The following is a 17,823-nucleotide window of genomic DNA, read 5'->3' on the forward strand; positions in this document are numbered from 1 at the left end:
GGAAACGGGGGTAGCCCATGGGCTGGGACATCAAGCCGTCCGGGGTACGGGGCGTCCTGATCAAGACGAGGACCGCGGCGGAGGGTTTCGAGAAGGCGGGCAACGTGCTGAAGACGGCGCTGCCCGACGCGGCGCAGCACGCGGGCACCATCTCCATGGGCGGCGGCGACGGTGGCGGTGGCGGCGGTGAGGGCGGCGGCGAGGGTGCCGGGACGGGACCCATCGGTGGCGCGCTGGCGGGGCTCATGGCCTCCCACGATCAGCGGCTGGCGTTCATCGGGGCCCGGACGGGCGCCTCGGTCAAGGGCGCGATGGACGCGACGACGGCGTACGTGGACGGCAACCTGGAGCAGGCCGCGACCGCGCAGCACAACGCCCTGCAGGCGCCGCAGGTCGATTTGGGGGCGGGGCAGAAGTGAGTGACGAGCAGCCGATCAACCCGTGCACGATCCCGCAGTTCACGGGTGACCTGGAGGCGCTGGAGAAGGACCGGGCATCGTTGACCTCGGCCGCGGGCACCTTCCGTGACGCGGGTGCCAACGTGGACTCCGAGTTCCAGGGGCTGTCCGCGTTCTATTCGGCGCCGGAGGCGGCCCAGCTGTTCGCGACGACCAACCCGGTCCGCACGGGCAGCGACTTCTTCGCGGACCAGCTGGACTCGGCGGCGAAGGCCCTCGGTGAGTACGTGACCGAGGCCCGGCCGATCGTGGCGCGTCTGAAGGACCTCCAGACGAAGGCGGCCACCTTCAGCAACAAGATCAGCGGGGACGAGCACTGGAAGGACGACACGGAGAAGATCGACGAGAACCGCGATCTGATCCATGACGTCAACGCCGCCGTCACCGCGTTCCAGGCAGCCGAGAGGACCTGCGCGAACAAGATCCGCGCCCTGTACTGCGCCCCGCCGCTCGGCTATGACGACGGCTCGCACGGCCCGAACATGTACGGCTTCAAGGTCGATGACCTGAACCATTCCAAGACCCTGCCCTGGGGGACCCAGTTCGAGGAGACCCACCGGGCGTGGGAGCTCGACTACTGGGCGAAGTCGTACGTCTGGGACGGCATCGTCATGGACGGCATCGTGGGCACCGTCAAGGGTCTGGGCACGTTCGTGGGCTTCCAGGGCCTGGACGCGGCGGGCAAGGCCTGGGTCGGCCTGGCGAAGCTGGCGACCGGTGTCGCGATCTCGACGTCACCGCTTCTCTACCCGTTCTGGCTGGCGGACGAGAAGGACCTGTCGCCGTGGCTGCGTGACTCCCGCAAGGCGATGAAGGAGACCGGCAAGGCCCTGGTCGCCTGGGACGAGTGGGGCAAGAACCCGGCGCGCGCGGCGGGCGCGGTGACCTTCAACGTGGTCACCACGGTGGCCACGGGTGGTGCCGGCTCGGCGACCAAGGCGGGCACGGTCGCCAAGGTCCTCTCGGCGACCGGCAAGGCGGGCCGTCTGATCGACCCGATCACGTACATCAGCAAGGCCGGCTCGTACGGCAAGTTCAAGGTCGGCGAACTCTTCACGCACTTCAACAAGGTCGACGGAGCCTTCCCGAAGATCGACGACGTGGTCTGGAAGGACCTCCCGAAGGCCGACGTCCCGGGCGTCAGGTTCCCGCATCCGCAGGACACGGTCCGCCTCCTCGACGACGCGCTGGGCCGCCCCCAGTACTACGACAAGACCAGCAACCAGCTCCTGGACCACACGGGCGCCCCGAAGCAGGACCTCACGACGGTCCCGAAGGGCTCGGACCACCCCCTGGCCGAGGTTCCGAAGCACGAGCAGGTCCCGGCCGGCGTCGGCGCCCACACGCCGCACAACAGCCACACGGATCCGGGCGGCGGCAGCACCGGCCACGGCGGCACGGACACCACCCCGACGGGCGGCCACGCCTCGGGCGACCACACCCCGCCGGCCGGCGCCCACGGCGACGGCCCGACGGGCGGCGCCCACGGCCCCTCCATGGGGGGCGACCACGTGCCGGGCGGTGGTGATCACGGGGGTTCGGACGGCAGTGGCGGCCGGCCGCCGACGGGTGGCCACGCGGACGACTCGTTGCCCCGTCCAGAGCCTCGGCCCTTCGAACGAGGGGGCGAGACTGAGCAGCGCATCCGGAACGCCCTGCACCCCGGCAAGCCGAAGCCGCCGGACCTGGAGGAGGCACTGAACAATCTGGCCGACAACCCCGTGGGTCAGGAAGTGGCTGATCTGATCGCCTCGGGCAAGTTCAAGGGTATGCAGAACTTCGAGCAGGTCGTGGGCAGCTTCAGCCAGAAGAACGCGATGGCGGGCGGGATCGAACAGCTCCGGCTGGCCGACCAGCTCTACGAGAGCGGTGTCAGGGACATCAGATTTGAGATCAAGGGCGGCGTCGAGATCAAGCCGGGAGTGACCACCGGCGCGGGTACCGACATGGACGTGATGGCCCGTGACGCCGACGGAAAGATTTACGGATATCAGTTCAAGGAGGTAGCAAACCCGAAGAAGGCCGTCGACAAGATGTGGAACAACATCGATCAGCTGGAGGAATGTGGTGCCGACGTCAAGGTCTTCGTCGTGGACACCAAGGGCAGCGTCGCGGACATGCTGGCGTCCGGTATCGAGGAGAAACTCGCCAGGCTCTACACCAAAAAAGAAGTGATCGTTGTAATTCGCGTCGAGGACGGGACGCTCATGTACCCGCCTGGCGCCAGCTTCATGCCAGGAGGACGACCTTGATTGCCACTACACCCGTCGCGCGGTGGTCGTGGGGGGAGCCCGGCCGGGAGACTGACCTGGTCCGGGAGGCGGTCTGCCGCTTCCTTCGAGCTCTCAGGGTTCTCGACCGGCACCGGCTGGCGACGCCGCAGGGCGGGCGCGTCGCCGTGGTGGTCTCCGAGGAGGGCGGCCGGGGCGCCCTGCTCCGTGCTGAATTCCCCGTCGGCGCGCCGGATGTAGACGCCGTGGAGGGGTCACCGTTCGCCGAGGCGCTGGTGGCACGGATCGAGGACGGTCTCGCGCCCGGCGAGGTGGACGGCGTGGATCTGTACGCCGTCTGCGATGGCGTCGTGGAGACGGGGACCGGTGGCGCCGAGGCGGTGGAGGGGCTCTTCGCGCTCACCACGATGGTGTCCGAGGAGTATTTCCACGTGGGGCTGACGACGTTCTGCGATGCCTGGATGCCGTTCGATCTGCGGGGACGTGCGCAGGAGGCCGTGTTCGCGGCGAACCGGCCCCGCTTGGCCACGGCTCTCGCGGAGATCGCCGAGGCGCTCGACGTGGAGATCGATCCCGAGGACGCCACCTGGTTCGGCTTTCCGACGGAATCGGGTGTCGAGAACCACTACAAGGACGACGGCTCCGCGTCCGATGTGTGGGGAAGCTTCGAGATTCCCTACCGGAACCGCATCTTCAGCCAGACCCCGAGGTTCACGGCCGGGTACGGGCGGCGGGCCTCCGGACCCGTGCGGTACGTCCCGGTGGTGGGATCCGCGGAGGTACTGGGATACCTGTGGGCGTCGGACGTCGAGGGCGCAGCGAGTTTCGAGCCGCGTGACGCGGCCGACCTCGACGGTTACCGAGCCGGCCTGGTCTGGCTCGACCGGCTACAGGAGGCGTACGACCGGGGCCTGTCTCCCACCGCCGCGCTCGTCGAGCTCGGTGGGAATCCCGGTGATCCCGTGGCCGGGCGGGCCGATGTGAACGGGACGGTCGAAGCGGAAGATTTCCGGAACCTGGCAGAGCTGGCGCTGGAATAGGGAAATTCTCCTCTCGCTTCCGGTGCGCGCTCCGAAGGAGAGCGGCCCGTGGCTGCCGACCGGAGGGTCACCCCCGCCGTGTACGCCCGCAACGCACCCCGCCTTGTTGCGGTGGAAGGAAGGGACGTTGCTCGTGATGTACGGATGCTTCACCGCGCGGAGGCCGGGGCCGGAAGGTATTGCTCGCGTGCTTGCCGCGGCGTTCGGTGTTCCTCTGCTGTCCGTGGACGTCTCCCTGGAAAGCGAGATGGAAAACCGCAATGGGGATGCGTCGGTCACATGCGACTACGAGTACTTGAGCGGTGACCTCGCCTGCAACCTGAGCGTGTACGGCGCCAAGGAAGTGGCCCCGCAACCGTCAGAGGAGGAACTGACGAGGGCTCTGGCGCGTGGGCTGGACACAGTGGTGCTCACTTCCTGGGGAACGATGCCCTCGATCCGCAAGGTGGTGACTCCGCAGGGCGGGACGACCTTCGCGCGGGTGGAATTCCTGGAGGGGGAGGGGGAGGGCTGCCTCGTGACGGCGACGGAGACCGCTCTTCCGGTGTTCCCCCGGGCGGTGGTGGAAAAGTTTCCCGAGGTCGTACGCGGTTCCCCCGTGGCCGCACCGCTGGCGGACGGACTGCTGGCCGGCGCCGATCGGAACAGTCCGGCCGGTGATGTCCGCGACCTGGTCTGGGCGTGGGAAGCGCTCATTTCGCGGATGGCCGCAGGCTGGCCGCCCTCCGACTGGTACGGAGCGGCGATGTACGGGGAGGACCTGGAGAACCGTGATCGGCTGGCCGCAGCCGTGGAGGCGCTGCCCGCCGACGAACGGGCGCAGGCGGAGGCTGTCGTGGAGTCCCTTGACGCCGCCTTCCGGGAAGGCACCGCGGACGACGGCGGCCGGGCGCTCGCGGCAGCGCTCGAAGGCGGATCCGAGGGCTTCGCATCCGCGCCCTGGTATTGGCGCCGACGTCCGGTCGCTCTGCCGTGGGAAACTGAGGAGTGATCACATCGGAGCCCGTGGGTGAATGGTTCTGGGAACCGACCCCCGTGTCCGGTGCCGCCGAGAGCCGCATTACGCGGGCTTTCGGTCTGCTGACCGACGTCAGGAACACTCTGGCCTCCCTCGGCCTGGCCACGGGTGCGGGAACGGGTTCGGTCGTACTCAGCGACCGGCGCGCGATGGCCAGGCCCCTGTTCGAACTCCATGACGTCCCGGTGGAAGCCGGTGACGGCTTCGGTCCGGGGGTCGCCGCCTTGCCGCTGTTGCCGGAGCGTCTCCTGACGCTGAGTCTGAAGCTGCCCGGCGAGTGGACGGAATCCGGCGCCGGGCGCCGGGCGGAGAAGCTGTTCACCGTACGGGTCGACGTATGGGGCGAGGGCGCCGTGCTGCTGGCGCTGTCCACCTACGCGGACGCCTGGCTGACGCTGGACCTCAGGGAGCGCCCGCAACCGGAGGTGGCCGCGGAGAACGCGCCGCGCCTGGCCACCGCCCTGAAGCGGATCTCCGAGCTGACGGGTTCGGAGACCGACCCGGGTGACCCGACCCGGCACGCCCTGCCCACCGCGGAGGGCTTCGGCGACCTGCTGGCGGAGGGGGCGGAGTACGACGACTCGTGGGGCACCTTCGAGGTTCCCGGCCGCTGGAAGCGACTCATGGCCCTGGTCCCGGGAGGCGCCGAGGGCCAGGACTACGAGAGCAGTACGGAACATCCCGTCCGCTACGCACGCGTACGGCGCGGAGAGCGCGTTCTGGGCTTCCTCTGGGCGTCCGTCGGTGATGCGGCAGCCGGGTACGAGCCCCGCAACGCGGCGGGTGACGCGGCCTTCGCGGCCGGTGTGCCGTGGTTGCTGAGGCTCCGTTCCCTGCGGGCGAGGGGCTTCGGGGCGCCGGAGGCGCTGGAAGAGCTGCTCGGTGACCGGGAGGACGGCCCGGAGGGTTCGGCCGTCGAAGCCACGGCCTATGAGGCGCCTTCGCTGGACGCGTTGGAGGAACTGTCGGGAAGGTTCTAAGGACGCCAAGGAGCAAGGAGGAGCCGTGTCGCTTCTGATGCGTGCGCCGAAGGAGAGCGGTTCGTGGTTCTGGGATCTCGACGACGCGACCGAGCCCGGGCTTGAGCCGGCGCTCAGGACGGCGGCGCGGATGTCCGACGTGCTGTCCGCGCACGGTCTCCTCGATCCGCAGGCCCTGGAGTGGAGCTGGTTCGAGGTCGGCAAGGGCGGGCTGGGCATCGACAGCGGGCTGAGCCTCCTGAGCAGGTCCCTGGGAGACGAGGAGCTGGCGGACGAGATCCGTGGCTGCCGGCCGGTGGGCCACCCCCGCGCGGAGATGACGGGGTTCGTGGTCGTCGGATCGGGGACGTGGTTCGACGCAGGAGGAACCGCTCGCAGCGAGGGACGCCTGGTCGAGCTCCTGGTGTCGCCGGACTCCATCGGGCCTTCGGCCGAGTTGTCGGTGCACCACGATGTCTGGGCCACCTGCGACTTCCGCGGCAACCCGCACCCCACCGTGTACGCCCGTAACGCACCCCGCCTCGCCGCGGCCCTGCGGGAACTCGACGCGGTGCTGGGGGTCGAGGCCGAGCCCGGGGAACCCACGTACTTCGGCATGCCGAAGGCCTACGGGCTTGAGGACGCGGAACTCCTCGACGGCCGCGGCCCCGATCTCACCGACCTGATGTGAGGAGGTGGCAGCCCGTCACGGACCTGCCTCAGGCTCTGAGGAGCTATTCATCGAGTATGGGCCAGCTCCCAAGACATACCAGGAAGCCAATGGGAAGGTGCGAGAGGTGACCAAGGTCAACGAGCCGGATCTCCAAGGGTGGATGGAGGAAGGCCGCCGAAACGTCGTTGATGTGGCGGACATGCTCGGTGTGCCGCCTGAGATGTACACACATGACCCCATGAGTCTCATTCCTGCTCTTCAAGAGTACGTCTCACGTGCTCCACTCAATGAATTCGAGCAGGCGGACTGGGTCACCCTGCACAGTGACCTGATGTCCTACGTCGCCGACTATCTGGTTCAGAAGCACGGCGCACGATGGACGGTCGCAGAGGACCCTGCGGTACCTCGGGGATACCGCTTCGTCATCGAAGCGACAGGTCGCGATGAACAGATCCGCAGGATCGATCCGATCGATGTGGTCATGAAAGAGTTCTCCAGTCTCCCGGTCGATATCACCCGCATGCTGGTGACTGTGGAACTCGCATTGCGCTTGGTGCCGCCGCTTGGCTAGGTGAATGCGAACTTCTCGAATGGCCGATACTGCGCGGCGGTCAGTTCATGCTGGAGGTAATGCCGTGATGACCCATACGCCAGTTGCTCGGTGGACGTGGGGGCGCGATACCGACACGGCCGATTTCCTCTTCGACTGTCTGGGCGATCTACTGTCCGCATATTCGGTCCTGGTCACCCACCGGCTTGCGGCGGGTGGTTCGAAGATCCGCTTGAGTGTTCCGGAGTCGGGAAAGCCGAACAGCCTTCTGTTCGAGGGTGAGTTCGTGTTGCCGGTGGGGCGGGGCTCCGCCGGATCGGCCGAACTGCTCGCTCGTGAAGTCAGGTCCGCACTCCGTCCTGGCGGCATCGGATCTGTGGATGCCTCGATCTCCTGCTCCGCCATGCGAGACGGTGAAGACGGCGAGGTTGTGGAGGAGGGGGTGTTTCTCCTTGGAGCTTCCGCATTCGATGGATTCGTTGCCGTCGACCTGGTGACGTTCTCGGATGCCTGGATGCGTCACGACCTGAGGGGGAACGCGCAGCCAGCCGTGTACGAGGCGAATGCGCCGCGGCTGGCCGCAGGCCTTCGCGATCTCGCGGAGGTGCTCGGCTCGGAGACGGAGCCGGAGGACGCGACGTACTTCGGCAGGCCGACCGAGACCGGGGTGGAGAACTTCTTCGGGCGTGACGGCAGCGCCTCCGATGTGTGGGCCAGTTTCGAAATCCCCTACAGGAATCGGGTGTTCTACCATGCGCCCGCGTTCCAGGAGGGATACCGCCGCTCGGCGGACGGCGAGGTGCGGTACATCCCAGTGCGCGGCGAGCGTGGGGTGCTCGGCTACTTGTGGGCCTCGGACGCGGAAGGTGCCGCAAGCTTCGAACCCCGGGACGACGCAGAGGAGGCAGGCTATAAGGCCGGACTTCTCGGGCTTGACCGTCTGCAGTCCGCTTACGCGCGTGGCCTTTCCCCCTCCCAGGCGCTTGACGAGGTGGCCGGCGTCGTGGGGGCCGAGAGGCCCGGTAGCTCGGATCTGGCCTCCCTGCGGGAACGTGCGAGCGAAGATCCGTCGGCTGCGCCACCGCCGCCGTCCTGACTCTGGCCTTCGGTGCGCCGGTGGCGCTCGTGAATCCGCCCGGCGCCGGCTTCGTACCAGGAGGACGGCCTGGCCCAGGAATAGGGGTGCCCGTGCCGGGCCCGCACGTCTCGCGTTGATCAGATCCGTTGCGGGTGCAACTGGGAGGCGGCGAGCCGCGTGTAGGTGTGAGGGCAGTCCGCGCGGTCCGCCGAGGGCGCCGTCGGTGTCGCCCGGGCGAACGGGCGTACTACGGTCATGGCGGACGGGAACGCAGACAGGAAGGGGGGCCGCCGTGGCGGCTGAGGACTACGACAGCCAGTTGCTGGAGTCGGTCGCGGTGCGGCGGCGCAGGCTGCGGGATGCCGTGTTGTTCGGGGCCCAGCGGGGGCGGCGGATGGCAGACGAGCGGATCGGCAAGGCCGTCGCCGGGTTGGTCATCGCCGCCGTGCTCTGCGCGGGATGCGTGGGGTGGTCTTTCGTTTCGCACCGGCTGATCGGCAAGACGGGGACGCCGGGGCAGGTCAGTACCCGGTGATAGGTTCGATCGAGTGGTGAGCATGGGGGCAATGGCAGGCACGGCACTGAGCCGCGTGACGCTCATCGGCGAACGTCGGCGGATGGATCTCGTCCTGCCGTCGCGGGAGCCAGTCGGGAGGTTGCTCCCCGATGTCATCCGGATGCTGGACGACCGGGTCGCCGCGCAGCCCACGCTGCGGCACCTGGTGACCGGCGACGGGACGGTCCTCGCGCACGAGTCGACCCTGGAAGAGGCCGGTGTCGCCGACGGCGCCGTGCTGCGCCTCATGCGGGTGCAGGACGTGCCGTCCGCGCCCGTCGTGCACGACGTCACCGACGAGGCGGCCGACGACCTCGACGTACGCGCCTGGCGCTGGCGTCCCTCCGCGCGGCGGGTCAGCGCGGGGGCGGGCCTGGTCGGATGGGCGCTGGTCGCCGGGTGGTTCGCTCGCCGGGAGTTCGAACCGGGCGCCGTGGCCGGGGCCCTGCTGGTGGTGGCCGCCCTCGCGGCCGGCGCGGGTGCGCTGGCCGGGCGGTTGAAGAGTTCCGGGCTGGCGGCCGCGCTGCTGACGACCGCCGGCGCCCTCGGCGTGCTCGGCGCGTGGACCCTGGCCGATGCCCAGCACTGGAACGGGATGGGGCGCCTCGCCGTCACCGCCGGGGCCGTCGCGGCGGCCTTCGCGCTGCTCGGGTGGTTCACGCCGCTGGGCCGGGGCGGGCTGATCGGGGCCGCGGCCGTCGTCGGGCTCGCCGGGGCCTGGGAGGCCGTGGCCCTGGCGCAGGGCGGTGCGGGGGCACGGACCGGGGCCGTACTCGCCGTCCTGTCCGTCATCCTGCTCGGGGTGCTGCCCCGGCTCGCGCTGGCCGCCGCGGGGCTGACGGGCCTCGACGACCAGCGGGCGCGCGGCACCTCCGTGAGCCGCTACAGGGTGGCCACCGCCTTGGGGGCCACCCACCGCGGGATGATGCTGGCGACGCTGGTCACCGCCGTCTCGGCGGGTGCGGCCGGAGTGCTCGCGCTGTCCGAGCCGACCGTCTGGACGGTGTCCCTGTCGGTGGCCGTGGCCGCCGTACTGTGGCTGCGCGCGAGGGCGTTCCCGCTCGTCGCGGAGGTCGTCGTCCTGATGCTGGCCGGGAGCGCCGTCACGGTGGCCGCGCTGCTGGTGTGGGCCGGGCGCGCCGGTGCGGCGGGGCCGCTGGCGGCCCTGCTGGCGCTGGCGCTGGCCGCGCTCGGGGTGCTGGCGGTGCAGCCGCCCGAGCACCTGCGGGTACGGCTGCGGCGGATCGGGGACACGGCCGAGTCGCTCGGCGTCATCGTGCTGTGCCCGCTGCTCATCGGGGTGTTCGGCGTGTACGGGCGGCTGCTCGGCACCTTCGCGTAAGGGTTGCGACCAGGCATGAACCAGCACGACGATCAAGATCAACAGGACTGGCAGTCCGGGGTGCTCGGGGAGCTGACCGGGGCCCGGCCCCGCGGCCCCGTCGCGGACTCCGTGTCCCGGCCCGCACCTGCGGAACCGGTGGTCCAGGAACCGGTGGTCCAGGAGCCGGTGGCGCAGGTGCCTGCGGCCGCCCCCACCACCAGGCCCGCCCCCGTACCGCGGCGCCCGTACGTCGCGCCCGAGACCGTTCCCGTGCCCGGGTCCGACGCTCCGGCCCGCCGGGCCCGCCACGGCGATCCGCTGCTCCGCCGTACCCTGCGGACCGTACGCGCCGCCCTCGGCTCCTCCGCCGCCCGCGCCGTCGCCGCCGAGACCGGCCTCGCCACCCGCGTGCAGCAGCCCGTCACGACCGGCCGCCACATCGTCGTCACCAGCATCCGCGGCGGCTCCGGCAAGACCACCGTCGCGGCGCTGCTCACCCGCACGTACAACCACCTTCGACACGACCCGGTGCTCACGCTGGAGGCGGACGCCGCCCTCGGTACCCTCCCCGTCCGGCTCGGAGTCCCGTCGCTGCGCTGGACCTGCGGCGACCTCGCCCAGATCGTCCGCCCCTCCATGCAGCTCACCGACATCACCGGCTACCTCGTACCGCTCGCCGAGGGCGGCTGGCTGCTGCCCGGCAGTCAGGGCCGGATCGGCGCCCAGGTGGACGTGGCCGCCTACCGGACCGTCATGGTCGCGCTGCGCCGCTACTTCGGGGTCACCGTCGTCGACTGCGAGACGCTCCCGGGCGAGGTGGCCCGTACGGCCCTCGACACCGCGCACGCCCGCGTGCTCACCGTCCCCGCCACCGCCGAGGGGATCACCTCCACCCGGGCCGTCCTCGACTGGCTCGGCTCGCTGCCCGTGCCCGCGCTGCCGGGCACCGTCGTCGTGCTCACCGCCCAGTCCCCGCACCTGGCCATCGACCTCGGCAAGGCCGCCGGGGAACTGCGCGCGACGGGCGCGGGAGTCGTCGTCCTGCCCTACGACCGCCACCTCGCATCCGGCGGAGCCGTCCGCACCGAACTGCTCGGTGCCGGAACCCGGCGGGCGGCCGTCGAGCTCGCCGCCGAGGTCCTCCAGCGGGCCGTGGACGCCCCGGTCGCCGGCGGTCCGCGGTGACCCAGCGGCTCGTCCACCGGCCCGCCCGGGGCATCCTGCACCCCATCGCGGCCACCGCCCGCACCATCGAGGCCCCGCCCAACCTCCCCGAGGGCAAGATCGGCAGTCCCGCCACCGCGCTGCTGCCGATGGCCGGCGTGATGGGCTCGGTCGTGATGATGACGGTCATCCGCAACAGCCAGTTCGCCGCGGTCGGCGCGATCGTCCTCGTCTTCGCGCTGTTCGGCGCCGTCGCCCTGTTCTGGTCCCAGCGCGGCAAGGCCCAGCGCACCCGCCGCAGCCAGCGCGAGCGCTACCTGGAGTACCTGGAGGAGGAGCGTCAGGAACTCTCCGCCCTGGAGAGGGGCCTGCGCGACGAGGCCCGCCGGCTCAACCCGCCGCCCGAGGCCCTGTACGACCTCGTACGCGACCCCGCGCGGCTGTGGGAGCGGCGCCGCACCGATCCCGACTTCCTGCAGCCGCGGCTCGGCACCGGCGAGGTCGCCGTCCAGCCGGTCGTCCTCGGCCCGAACCAGGGCGGCGTTCTCACCCCGCCCGACCGGTTCATGCTCAACGAGGCCGGCGCGCTGATGGCCCGCTTCGCGCGCGCCGGCGACTTCCCGCTGACCGTGCCGCTCGACCGCGCCGGGAACGTCAGCATCGTCGGCGACCGCGAGGGCGTCCTGCAGGTCGCCCGTACGCTGCTGGTCCATACCGCCGCGCTGCACGCCCCCGACGACGTCGCGATCGGCCTCGGCGTGCCCGGGGAGCGGCTCGGTGACTGGGAGTGGGCCAAGTGGCTGCCCCACGTGCTCGACGGGCAGGAGCACGACGGGCCCGTCGCCGCGCGCCGGATCGCACCGAGCCTGCCCCAGCTGGCCGCCGTCCTCGGACCGGACCTGCGCCGCAGGGCCTCGTACGCCGCGGAGGTGCGCCGCGGCCTGTCCGACCGCAACGCGCTGCGGCTCGCCGCCCGCCTGCTGGTCGTCAGCGACGAGTGGGGGGACAACGCGGTCGAACTGCCGCGCCCCGACACGGCGGTGGGCCTGACCGACATGAACACCACCGTGCTGCACCTGCTCGCCGAGCAGGTCCACGAGCCCGACGAGGTGGCGATACGGATCACCGTGGACGGCGACCGCGTCACCGTACGGGATCTGCGACCCCGCCCCGACGGCCGGGCCGCCGCCACCGCCGAGGGCCTGTGTGACGCTCTCGGCCCGGCCACCGCCGAGGGCCTGGCCCGGATGCTCGCCCCGCTGCGGCTGTCCGCCGAGTCGGTGGCCGAAGGCACCCCGGTCTCAGGGCCGGTCGACTTCATGGGGCTGCTCGGCATCGACGACCCCGCGGCCCTCGACGTCGAACGGCTCTGGGGGCCGCGCGGCGAGCGGGACTTCCTGCGCGTGCCGATCGGTGTCGACGACCGGCACGGTCCGGTCCTGCTCGACCTCAAGGAGTCCTCGCAGCTGGGCATGGGTCCGCACGGGCTGTGCGTCGGCGCGACCGGATCGGGCAAGAGCGAACTGCTCCGTACGCTCGTCCTCGCGCTCGTCGCCACCCATTCGCCCGAGGACCTGGCGATGGTCCTGGTCGACTACAAGGGTGGTGCGACCTTCGCCCCCTTCGAGCGGCTGCCGCACGTCGCCGGTGTCATCACCAACCTGGAGAACCAGAGCGGGCTCGTCGAACGTGTCCACACCAGCCTCGCGGGCGAGGTCAAACGCCGCCAGCAGGTCCTCAAGGACGCCGGGAACGTCGCGGACATCGGGCACTACGCCGTTCTGCGTGCCGAGAAGCCCGAACTGGAGCCGCTGCCACACCTGTTCGTGGTCATCGACGAGTTCGGCGAACTCCTCACCGCCAAGCCCGACTTCATCGACCTCTTCCTGTCCATCGGCCGGATCGGCCGCTCCATCGGCGTGCACCTGCTGCTGTCCAGTCAGCGCATCGAGAGCGGCAAGCTCAAGGGCCTGGAGACGTACCTCTCGTACCGGCTGGGCCTGCGCACCTTCTCCGCCGACGAGTCGCGCACCGTCCTCGACACCACCGACGCCTTCCTGCTTCCGCCGCTGCCCGGCTTCGGCTACCTCAAGGTGGACACCTCCACCTACTCCCGCTTCAAGGCCGGGTACGTCTCCGGGCGCCACCGGGGGCCGGCCGCGCACGGGGACGCGGAGGCCGAGGGGCCGCGCGCGCTCGCGTACCCCTCCTTCAACACGCTCCAGGACAGCGCCGGCTCCTCCGATGCCGAGGAGCGGCCCGCGGCGACCGCCCGCGAGACCGGGCCGACGGTCCTCTCCGTCATCGTCGACCAGCTCGCCGACGCCGCTCCGCCCGTACGCCGGATCTGGCTGCCGCCGCTGCCCGAAGCGGTCCCGCTCGACGCCGCCGCCGGACCGGTGTCCGTCACCGGCAGCGGGCTGCGGCTCGGCCACCCCCGGCAGGCCCCGCTGCGGGTGCCGCTCGGTGTTCTCGACGACCCCGCCCGGCAGTGGCGCGGCCCCTGGGAGCTTGATCTGACGGTGGCGGGCGGTCACACCGCCGTCAACGGCGGGCCGCAGTCCGGCAAGACCACCCTGCTCCGCAGCCTGGCGCTGTCGCTCGCGCTGACCCATACCCCGCAGGAGGTCGCGATCTACGGCCTCGACCTGGCCGGGGGCGGTCTCGCCGCGCTCGCGGGGCTGCCGCACGTCGGCGGTATCGCCGGGCGGGCCGACCGGGAGCGGGCCGCCCGTACCGTCGCCGAGGTGCGCGGCATGCTCGACGCCCGCGAGCGGCTGTTCCGCGAGTACGGCATCGACTCGGTCGAGCAGTTGCGGCGACTGCGCGCCGAGGGCCGCCCGGCGGAACTCGCCTCCACCGACATCGTGCTGCTGATCGACGGGTACGGGGCGCTGCGCGAGGAGTTCTCGGACCTCGACGACGCCGTCACCGACCTGCTCAAGCGGGGCGGCGGCTACGGCATCCACGTCGTCGCGGGCATGCTGCGCTGGAACGACGTGCGCATCGCGAACCAGTCGCTGTTCGGCAGCCGGGTGGAGCTGCGCCTCGGAGACCCCTCCGACTCCGCCATCGACCGCAAGCTGTCCGAGACCATCTCCCCGGACAATCCGGGCCGGGCCCTCACCGACGCCAAGCTGTTCGCCCAGGTGGCGCTGCCGCGCATCGACGGCGCGAACGGCACCACCGACCTGGCGGCCGCCCTGGAGGATGCCGCGGGAACCGTCCGGGCCACCTGGCACGGCGACATCGCGTCACCGGTACGGGTGCTGCCGTCGCGGCTGCCCGCCGCCAGGCTGCCCTCTGCGCACGAAGAGCCGTACCGGATCCCCATCGGCGTGGACCAGGACGTCCTCGCACCGGTCCTGCTGGACCTGTTCGAGCACGACCAGCACCTGCTGGTCCTCGGCGACAACGAGAGCGGGAAGACGAACCTGCTCGCGCTCATCGCCCGCCAGCTCATCGAGCGGTACGGGGACGACGAGCTGGTCTTCGCCGTCTACGACCCGCGGCGCGGGCTGCGCGGTGTGGTGCCCGAGCCGTACCGGGGCGGATACGCCCACAACGCGAAGGTCGCGGCCGCGCTGTCGGCCGGGATCGCCAAGGAACTGGACAAGCGACTTCCGGAGGACGGCATCGACCCGGACGAGCCGGGCGACGCCGCCACGTTCACCGGGCCGCGCATCGTGGTCCTCGTCGACGACTACGACATCCTGACCACCGCCGGGCAGCAGCCGCTCCAGGCTTTCGTGCCGTACCTGCCGTCCGCCCAGGACATCGGGCTGCACTTCGTCGTGGCCAGGCGGGTTGCCGGTTCCTCGCGCGCGCTGTACGAGCCGCTGCTGACCACCCTGCGGGAGTCGGGGACGGCGGCGCTGGTGATGAACGGCGAGCGCGCCGAGGGGCAGTTGTTCCCGAGGCTGTACGCGAGCGCGCAGCCGCCGGGCCGCGGCGTGCTGGTCCGGCGCGGTCACCCGCACCGGCTCATCCAGACGGCACTGACCACTCGCCCCGAGGGAGCCGTTTCCGCCGCTCCCTCCGACCTCCAGGACAAGCCGAACCCATGACCAAGGACGTCATCGCCCTCACCCCCCGGATGCCCGATCCCGCCGCTCTGCTGGTGGCACTGGCCGCGGGCGGCACGGAGCTCGATGTCGCCGTCACCGGGGAGGGAGCAGTGCTCCAGCTGGTGGGCGCCGGAGGCCGTCCGCTGGTCTCGGTCGAGGCGCCCGTACTGGTCCAGGTGCCCGGGGAGGTGGAACGGCTGCTCGGTACCCCGTCCGCGACCCCGGTGTGGTGGACGGAGACCCGCGCTTCCACCGCCGTCCCCGAGGCGGGCGAGCTGGCGGGGGCGGTCGCCGGGCGGCTGGCCGAGGTACTGGGCGGGTTTGTGTGGCCGCGGGGCGCGGGCCGGGTCGCGCCGGTCGCGGTGACCTCCGAGGTGTCCGCGGCTCCGGCGCCGGAGGGCGCCCTGCCGACGGTGGACGTGGTCACGGAGTCGACGGCGGTGGTGCTCGCCGACCGGCCGCTGGTGCCGCTGACGGCCTGGCTCTCGGATGTCCTGCGGACCACGGCGGGCTTCGGCGCGGCTCTGCAGATCGTCACCCCGGGGCACTGCCGGCTGAGCCTGCCGCTGCGCACGGCCCTGACCGGGGCGCCGAACCGGTGGGTCGTACGGGACCCCGAGTGCGGGTACTACGACGGTCTGTCGGGTGCGGTGCTGCGGTGGCAGGACGGCACGTTCACACCGGACCGGGACGGGGCCGGGCAGTCGCGGCCCGCCCAGGCCTTCCAGCAGGTGGACGACTCCGGGGAACGCCGCCTGACGGTGTCCTTCCGTACGAGCCGCCCCGCCGAGGAGGAACTGCTCCTGGGCGGGGCGCTGGAGACGGTGTGGCGGGCGCTGACGGGGGAGCCGCCGTCGGGCTGGGGCACGGCGGAGCCGGTGAACCTGCCGTGGTCGCCGAGGCAGTTGACGGACCTCGCGCGCAGCCGCGTGCCGGAGCCCACGCTGATCACGGTGGTCGGGGGCCCGGGGCGGCCCGGGCTGGCCACGGTAAGGGTCTCGCGGACCTCGGCGGGGGTGGAGGAGGACGTCGTCCTGTCGCTGGGGTACGGATCCTCGGAGCCGGTGCCGCTGGAGGCCGTGGCCGGGCTGGCCGAGACGCTGGCCGGCGGCCACGGGCTGATCAGCATGCTGGTCACGGTGGGGCCGGGGCGGAGGGACCTGAGCCTGGCGCCGCGGCTGGTGGCGCCGCCGCTGCCGGTGTCGTTCACGCTGGGCGGGGACGGGGTGGCGGAGGTCACCCTGACGCACGCGCGCCGGCCGCCGCTGGTGGTACGGCCGGTCCAGGTCGGCCCGTCGAAGCGCCCCGGGCTGCACTATCCGCTGGGGGACGGCACCGATCCGGGTGCCTGGGAGGCGCTGGAGAGCCTTCTGAGCCACCTCCGTGCCTCCGGACCGGCCGGATCCCACGGGCCGGGGCCGGATCCCAGGGGTCGGGGCTAGGCTCGGGAGGGAGTGGGCCGACGGGCGAGGAGGCAGCGTGACCGAGCGCAAACCGCCGGGGGTCGGCGTTGAGTCCTGGGTGGACCGGCAGATCCGGGAGGCCGCCGAGCGCGGGGAGTTCGAGGACCTGCCGGGCTGGGGGAAGCCGCTGGCCTCGCTCGACGCCCCGTACGACGAGATGTGGTGGGTCAAGGACAAGCTGCACCGCGAGGGGTTCGCGGTGCTGCCGCCCGCGCTCGCGCTCCGCAAGGAGGCCGAGGACGCGCTGGAGGCCGCCCGGGCGGCGCGCACCGAGCGCGCCGCGCGGGAGGTCCTGACCGCGGTCAACGAGAAGATCCGCGCGGCGCTGCGCATGCCGCCGCCCGGACCGCCGCTGGGCCTCACCGAGTACGACGTCGAGGCCCTGCTGGAGGAGTGGCGCGAGGGCCGGGGCGGCACGTAGCCGACCCGGGCCCACGCCGTACGGCGCCGTGCGTGGCCCGGCGGGGTCGGGGCCCCGAGGGGCGGGGCGGCACGTAGCCGACCCGGGGCCGACGCCGTACGGCGCCGCGCGCGGCGCGGCGGGGGTCAGCCCGCGCCGCCGCCGGCGCGGACCAGGCCCGTTTCGTAGGCCAGGACCACCACCTGGACGCGGTCGCGCAGGCCCAGCTTCGTCAGGATGCGGCCCACGTGGGTCTTGACCGTGGCTTCCGACAGGACCAGGCGGGCCGCGATCTCGCCGTTCGAGAGGCCCTGGGCGACGAGGAGCATGACCTCGCGCTCGCGCTCCGTCAGCCGCTCGATCTCCTTGTTCCGCGGCTCGGACGTGGTCGTCGGCAGCATCGGGGCGAAGCGGTCCAGCAGCCGCCGGGTCGTCGACGGGGCGACCACCGCGTCGCCGCTGTGCACCGAGCGGATCGCGGCCAGCAGCTCCGCCGGCGGGACGTCCTTCAGCATGAACCCGCTCGCGCCCGCCTTCAGGCCCGAGAACGCGTACTCGTCCAGGTCGAAGGTGGTCAGGATGATCACCTTGGGGTGCTCTTCGGGCTCGCAGATGCGCCGGGTCGCCTCGACTCCGTCCAGCTTGGGCATGCGGACGTCCATCAGCACCACGTCCACCTTGGTGGCCCGCAGCACCTCCAGCGCCTCCAGGCCGTCGCCGGCCTCGGCGACGACCTCCATGTCCGGCTGGGCGGCGAGCACCATCCGGAAGCCGGTGCGCAGGAGTACCTGGTCGTCGACCAGCATCACTCGGATGGACATCAGTTACCTCGTCCTCGTACT

The 17,823-nt window shown here is 71.7% G+C and carries 15 protein-coding genes; 14 read left to right on the plus strand and 1 reads right to left on the minus strand.

What is annotated here, in order from left to right; genetic code table 11:
• Positions 1-17 precede the first annotated feature (17 nt).
• The 14 genes from EES41_RS41510 (at position 18) to EES41_RS20560 (ending at position 17,002) form a co-directional block, all read left to right on the plus strand.
• Entirely contained in the window at positions 18-419 is a 402-nt protein-coding gene (locus EES41_RS41510) for a DUF6507 family protein (RefSeq protein WP_164495894.1), read from the plus strand.
• Entirely contained in the window at positions 416-2,710 is a 2,295-nt protein-coding gene (locus EES41_RS20500; RefSeq protein ID WP_254211520.1) for a hypothetical protein, read from the plus strand. Before EES41_RS41510 ends, EES41_RS20500 begins: the two co-directional genes overlap by 4 nt.
• The gene (locus EES41_RS20505) at positions 2,707-3,729 is read left to right on the plus strand and encodes a hypothetical protein (protein WP_123079805.1); all 1,023 of its coding nucleotides are present in this window, start codon (positions 2,707-2,709) and stop codon (positions 3,727-3,729) included. Before EES41_RS20500 ends, EES41_RS20505 begins: the two co-directional genes overlap by 4 nt.
• Positions 3,730-3,856: 127 nt before the next feature.
• Positions 3,857-4,720: a hypothetical protein gene (locus EES41_RS20510; RefSeq protein ID WP_164495895.1), complete on the plus strand. Its 864-nt coding sequence runs from the start codon at positions 3,857-3,859 to the stop codon at positions 4,718-4,720.
• Between the two features lie 44 nt (positions 4,721-4,764).
• Entirely contained in the window at positions 4,765-5,727 is a 963-nt protein-coding gene (locus tag EES41_RS20515; protein ID WP_254211521.1) for a hypothetical protein, read from the plus strand.
• Positions 5,728-5,764: 37 nt separating this feature from the next.
• Positions 5,765-6,397 (plus strand): hypothetical protein, encoded by a 633-nt coding sequence (locus EES41_RS20520; protein WP_123082594.1) that lies wholly within the window; start codon positions 5,765-5,767, stop codon positions 6,395-6,397.
• Between the two features lie 106 nt (positions 6,398-6,503).
• A complete protein-coding gene (locus tag EES41_RS20525; protein ID WP_254211522.1) occupies positions 6,504-6,950 on the plus strand; it encodes a hypothetical protein in 447 nt (148 codons plus the stop codon).
• 67 nt (positions 6,951-7,017) lie between these two features.
• On the plus strand, positions 7,018-8,025 hold the full coding sequence (locus tag EES41_RS20530; RefSeq protein ID WP_250568593.1) for a hypothetical protein: 1,008 nt from the start codon (positions 7,018-7,020) through the stop codon (positions 8,023-8,025).
• 274 nt (positions 8,026-8,299) lie between these two features.
• Entirely contained in the window at positions 8,300-8,542 is a 243-nt protein-coding gene (locus EES41_RS20535; protein ID WP_123079809.1) for a hypothetical protein, read from the plus strand.
• A gap of 31 nt (positions 8,543-8,573) precedes the next feature.
• On the plus strand, positions 8,574-9,905 hold the full coding sequence (gene eccD / locus EES41_RS20540) for a type VII secretion integral membrane protein EccD (RefSeq protein ID WP_254211523.1): 1,332 nt from the start codon (positions 8,574-8,576) through the stop codon (positions 9,903-9,905).
• 15 nt (positions 9,906-9,920) lie between these two features.
• Entirely contained in the window at positions 9,921-11,072 is a 1,152-nt protein-coding gene (locus tag EES41_RS20545; RefSeq protein ID WP_123079811.1) for a hypothetical protein, read from the plus strand.
• Entirely contained in the window at positions 11,069-15,118 is a 4,050-nt protein-coding gene (gene eccCb, locus EES41_RS20550) for a type VII secretion protein EccCb (RefSeq protein ID WP_123079812.1), read from the plus strand. Before EES41_RS20545 ends, eccCb begins: the two co-directional genes overlap by 4 nt.
• Positions 15,115-16,560, plus strand: a complete 1,446-nt coding sequence (locus EES41_RS20555) for a DUF6177 family protein (protein ID WP_123079813.1) — start codon at positions 15,115-15,117, stop codon at positions 16,558-16,560. Before eccCb ends, EES41_RS20555 begins: the two co-directional genes overlap by 4 nt.
• 37 nt (positions 16,561-16,597) lie before the next feature.
• Positions 16,598-17,002 (plus strand): DUF1992 domain-containing protein, encoded by a 405-nt coding sequence (locus tag EES41_RS20560; RefSeq protein WP_123079814.1) that lies wholly within the window; start codon positions 16,598-16,600, stop codon positions 17,000-17,002.
• 125 nt (positions 17,003-17,127) lie between these two features.
• On the opposite strand, the gene EES41_RS20565 is transcribed toward EES41_RS20560, so the two are convergent.
• A complete protein-coding gene (locus tag EES41_RS20565) occupies positions 17,128-17,802 on the minus strand; it encodes a response regulator transcription factor (RefSeq protein WP_008742493.1) in 675 nt (224 codons plus the stop codon).
• Positions 17,803-17,823: the final 21 nt, after the last annotated feature.

The organism is Streptomyces sp. ADI95-16 (assembly GCF_003721495.1).
GTDB classification, from domain to species: Bacteria; Actinomycetota; Actinomycetes; order Streptomycetales; family Streptomycetaceae; genus Streptomyces; species Streptomyces goshikiensis.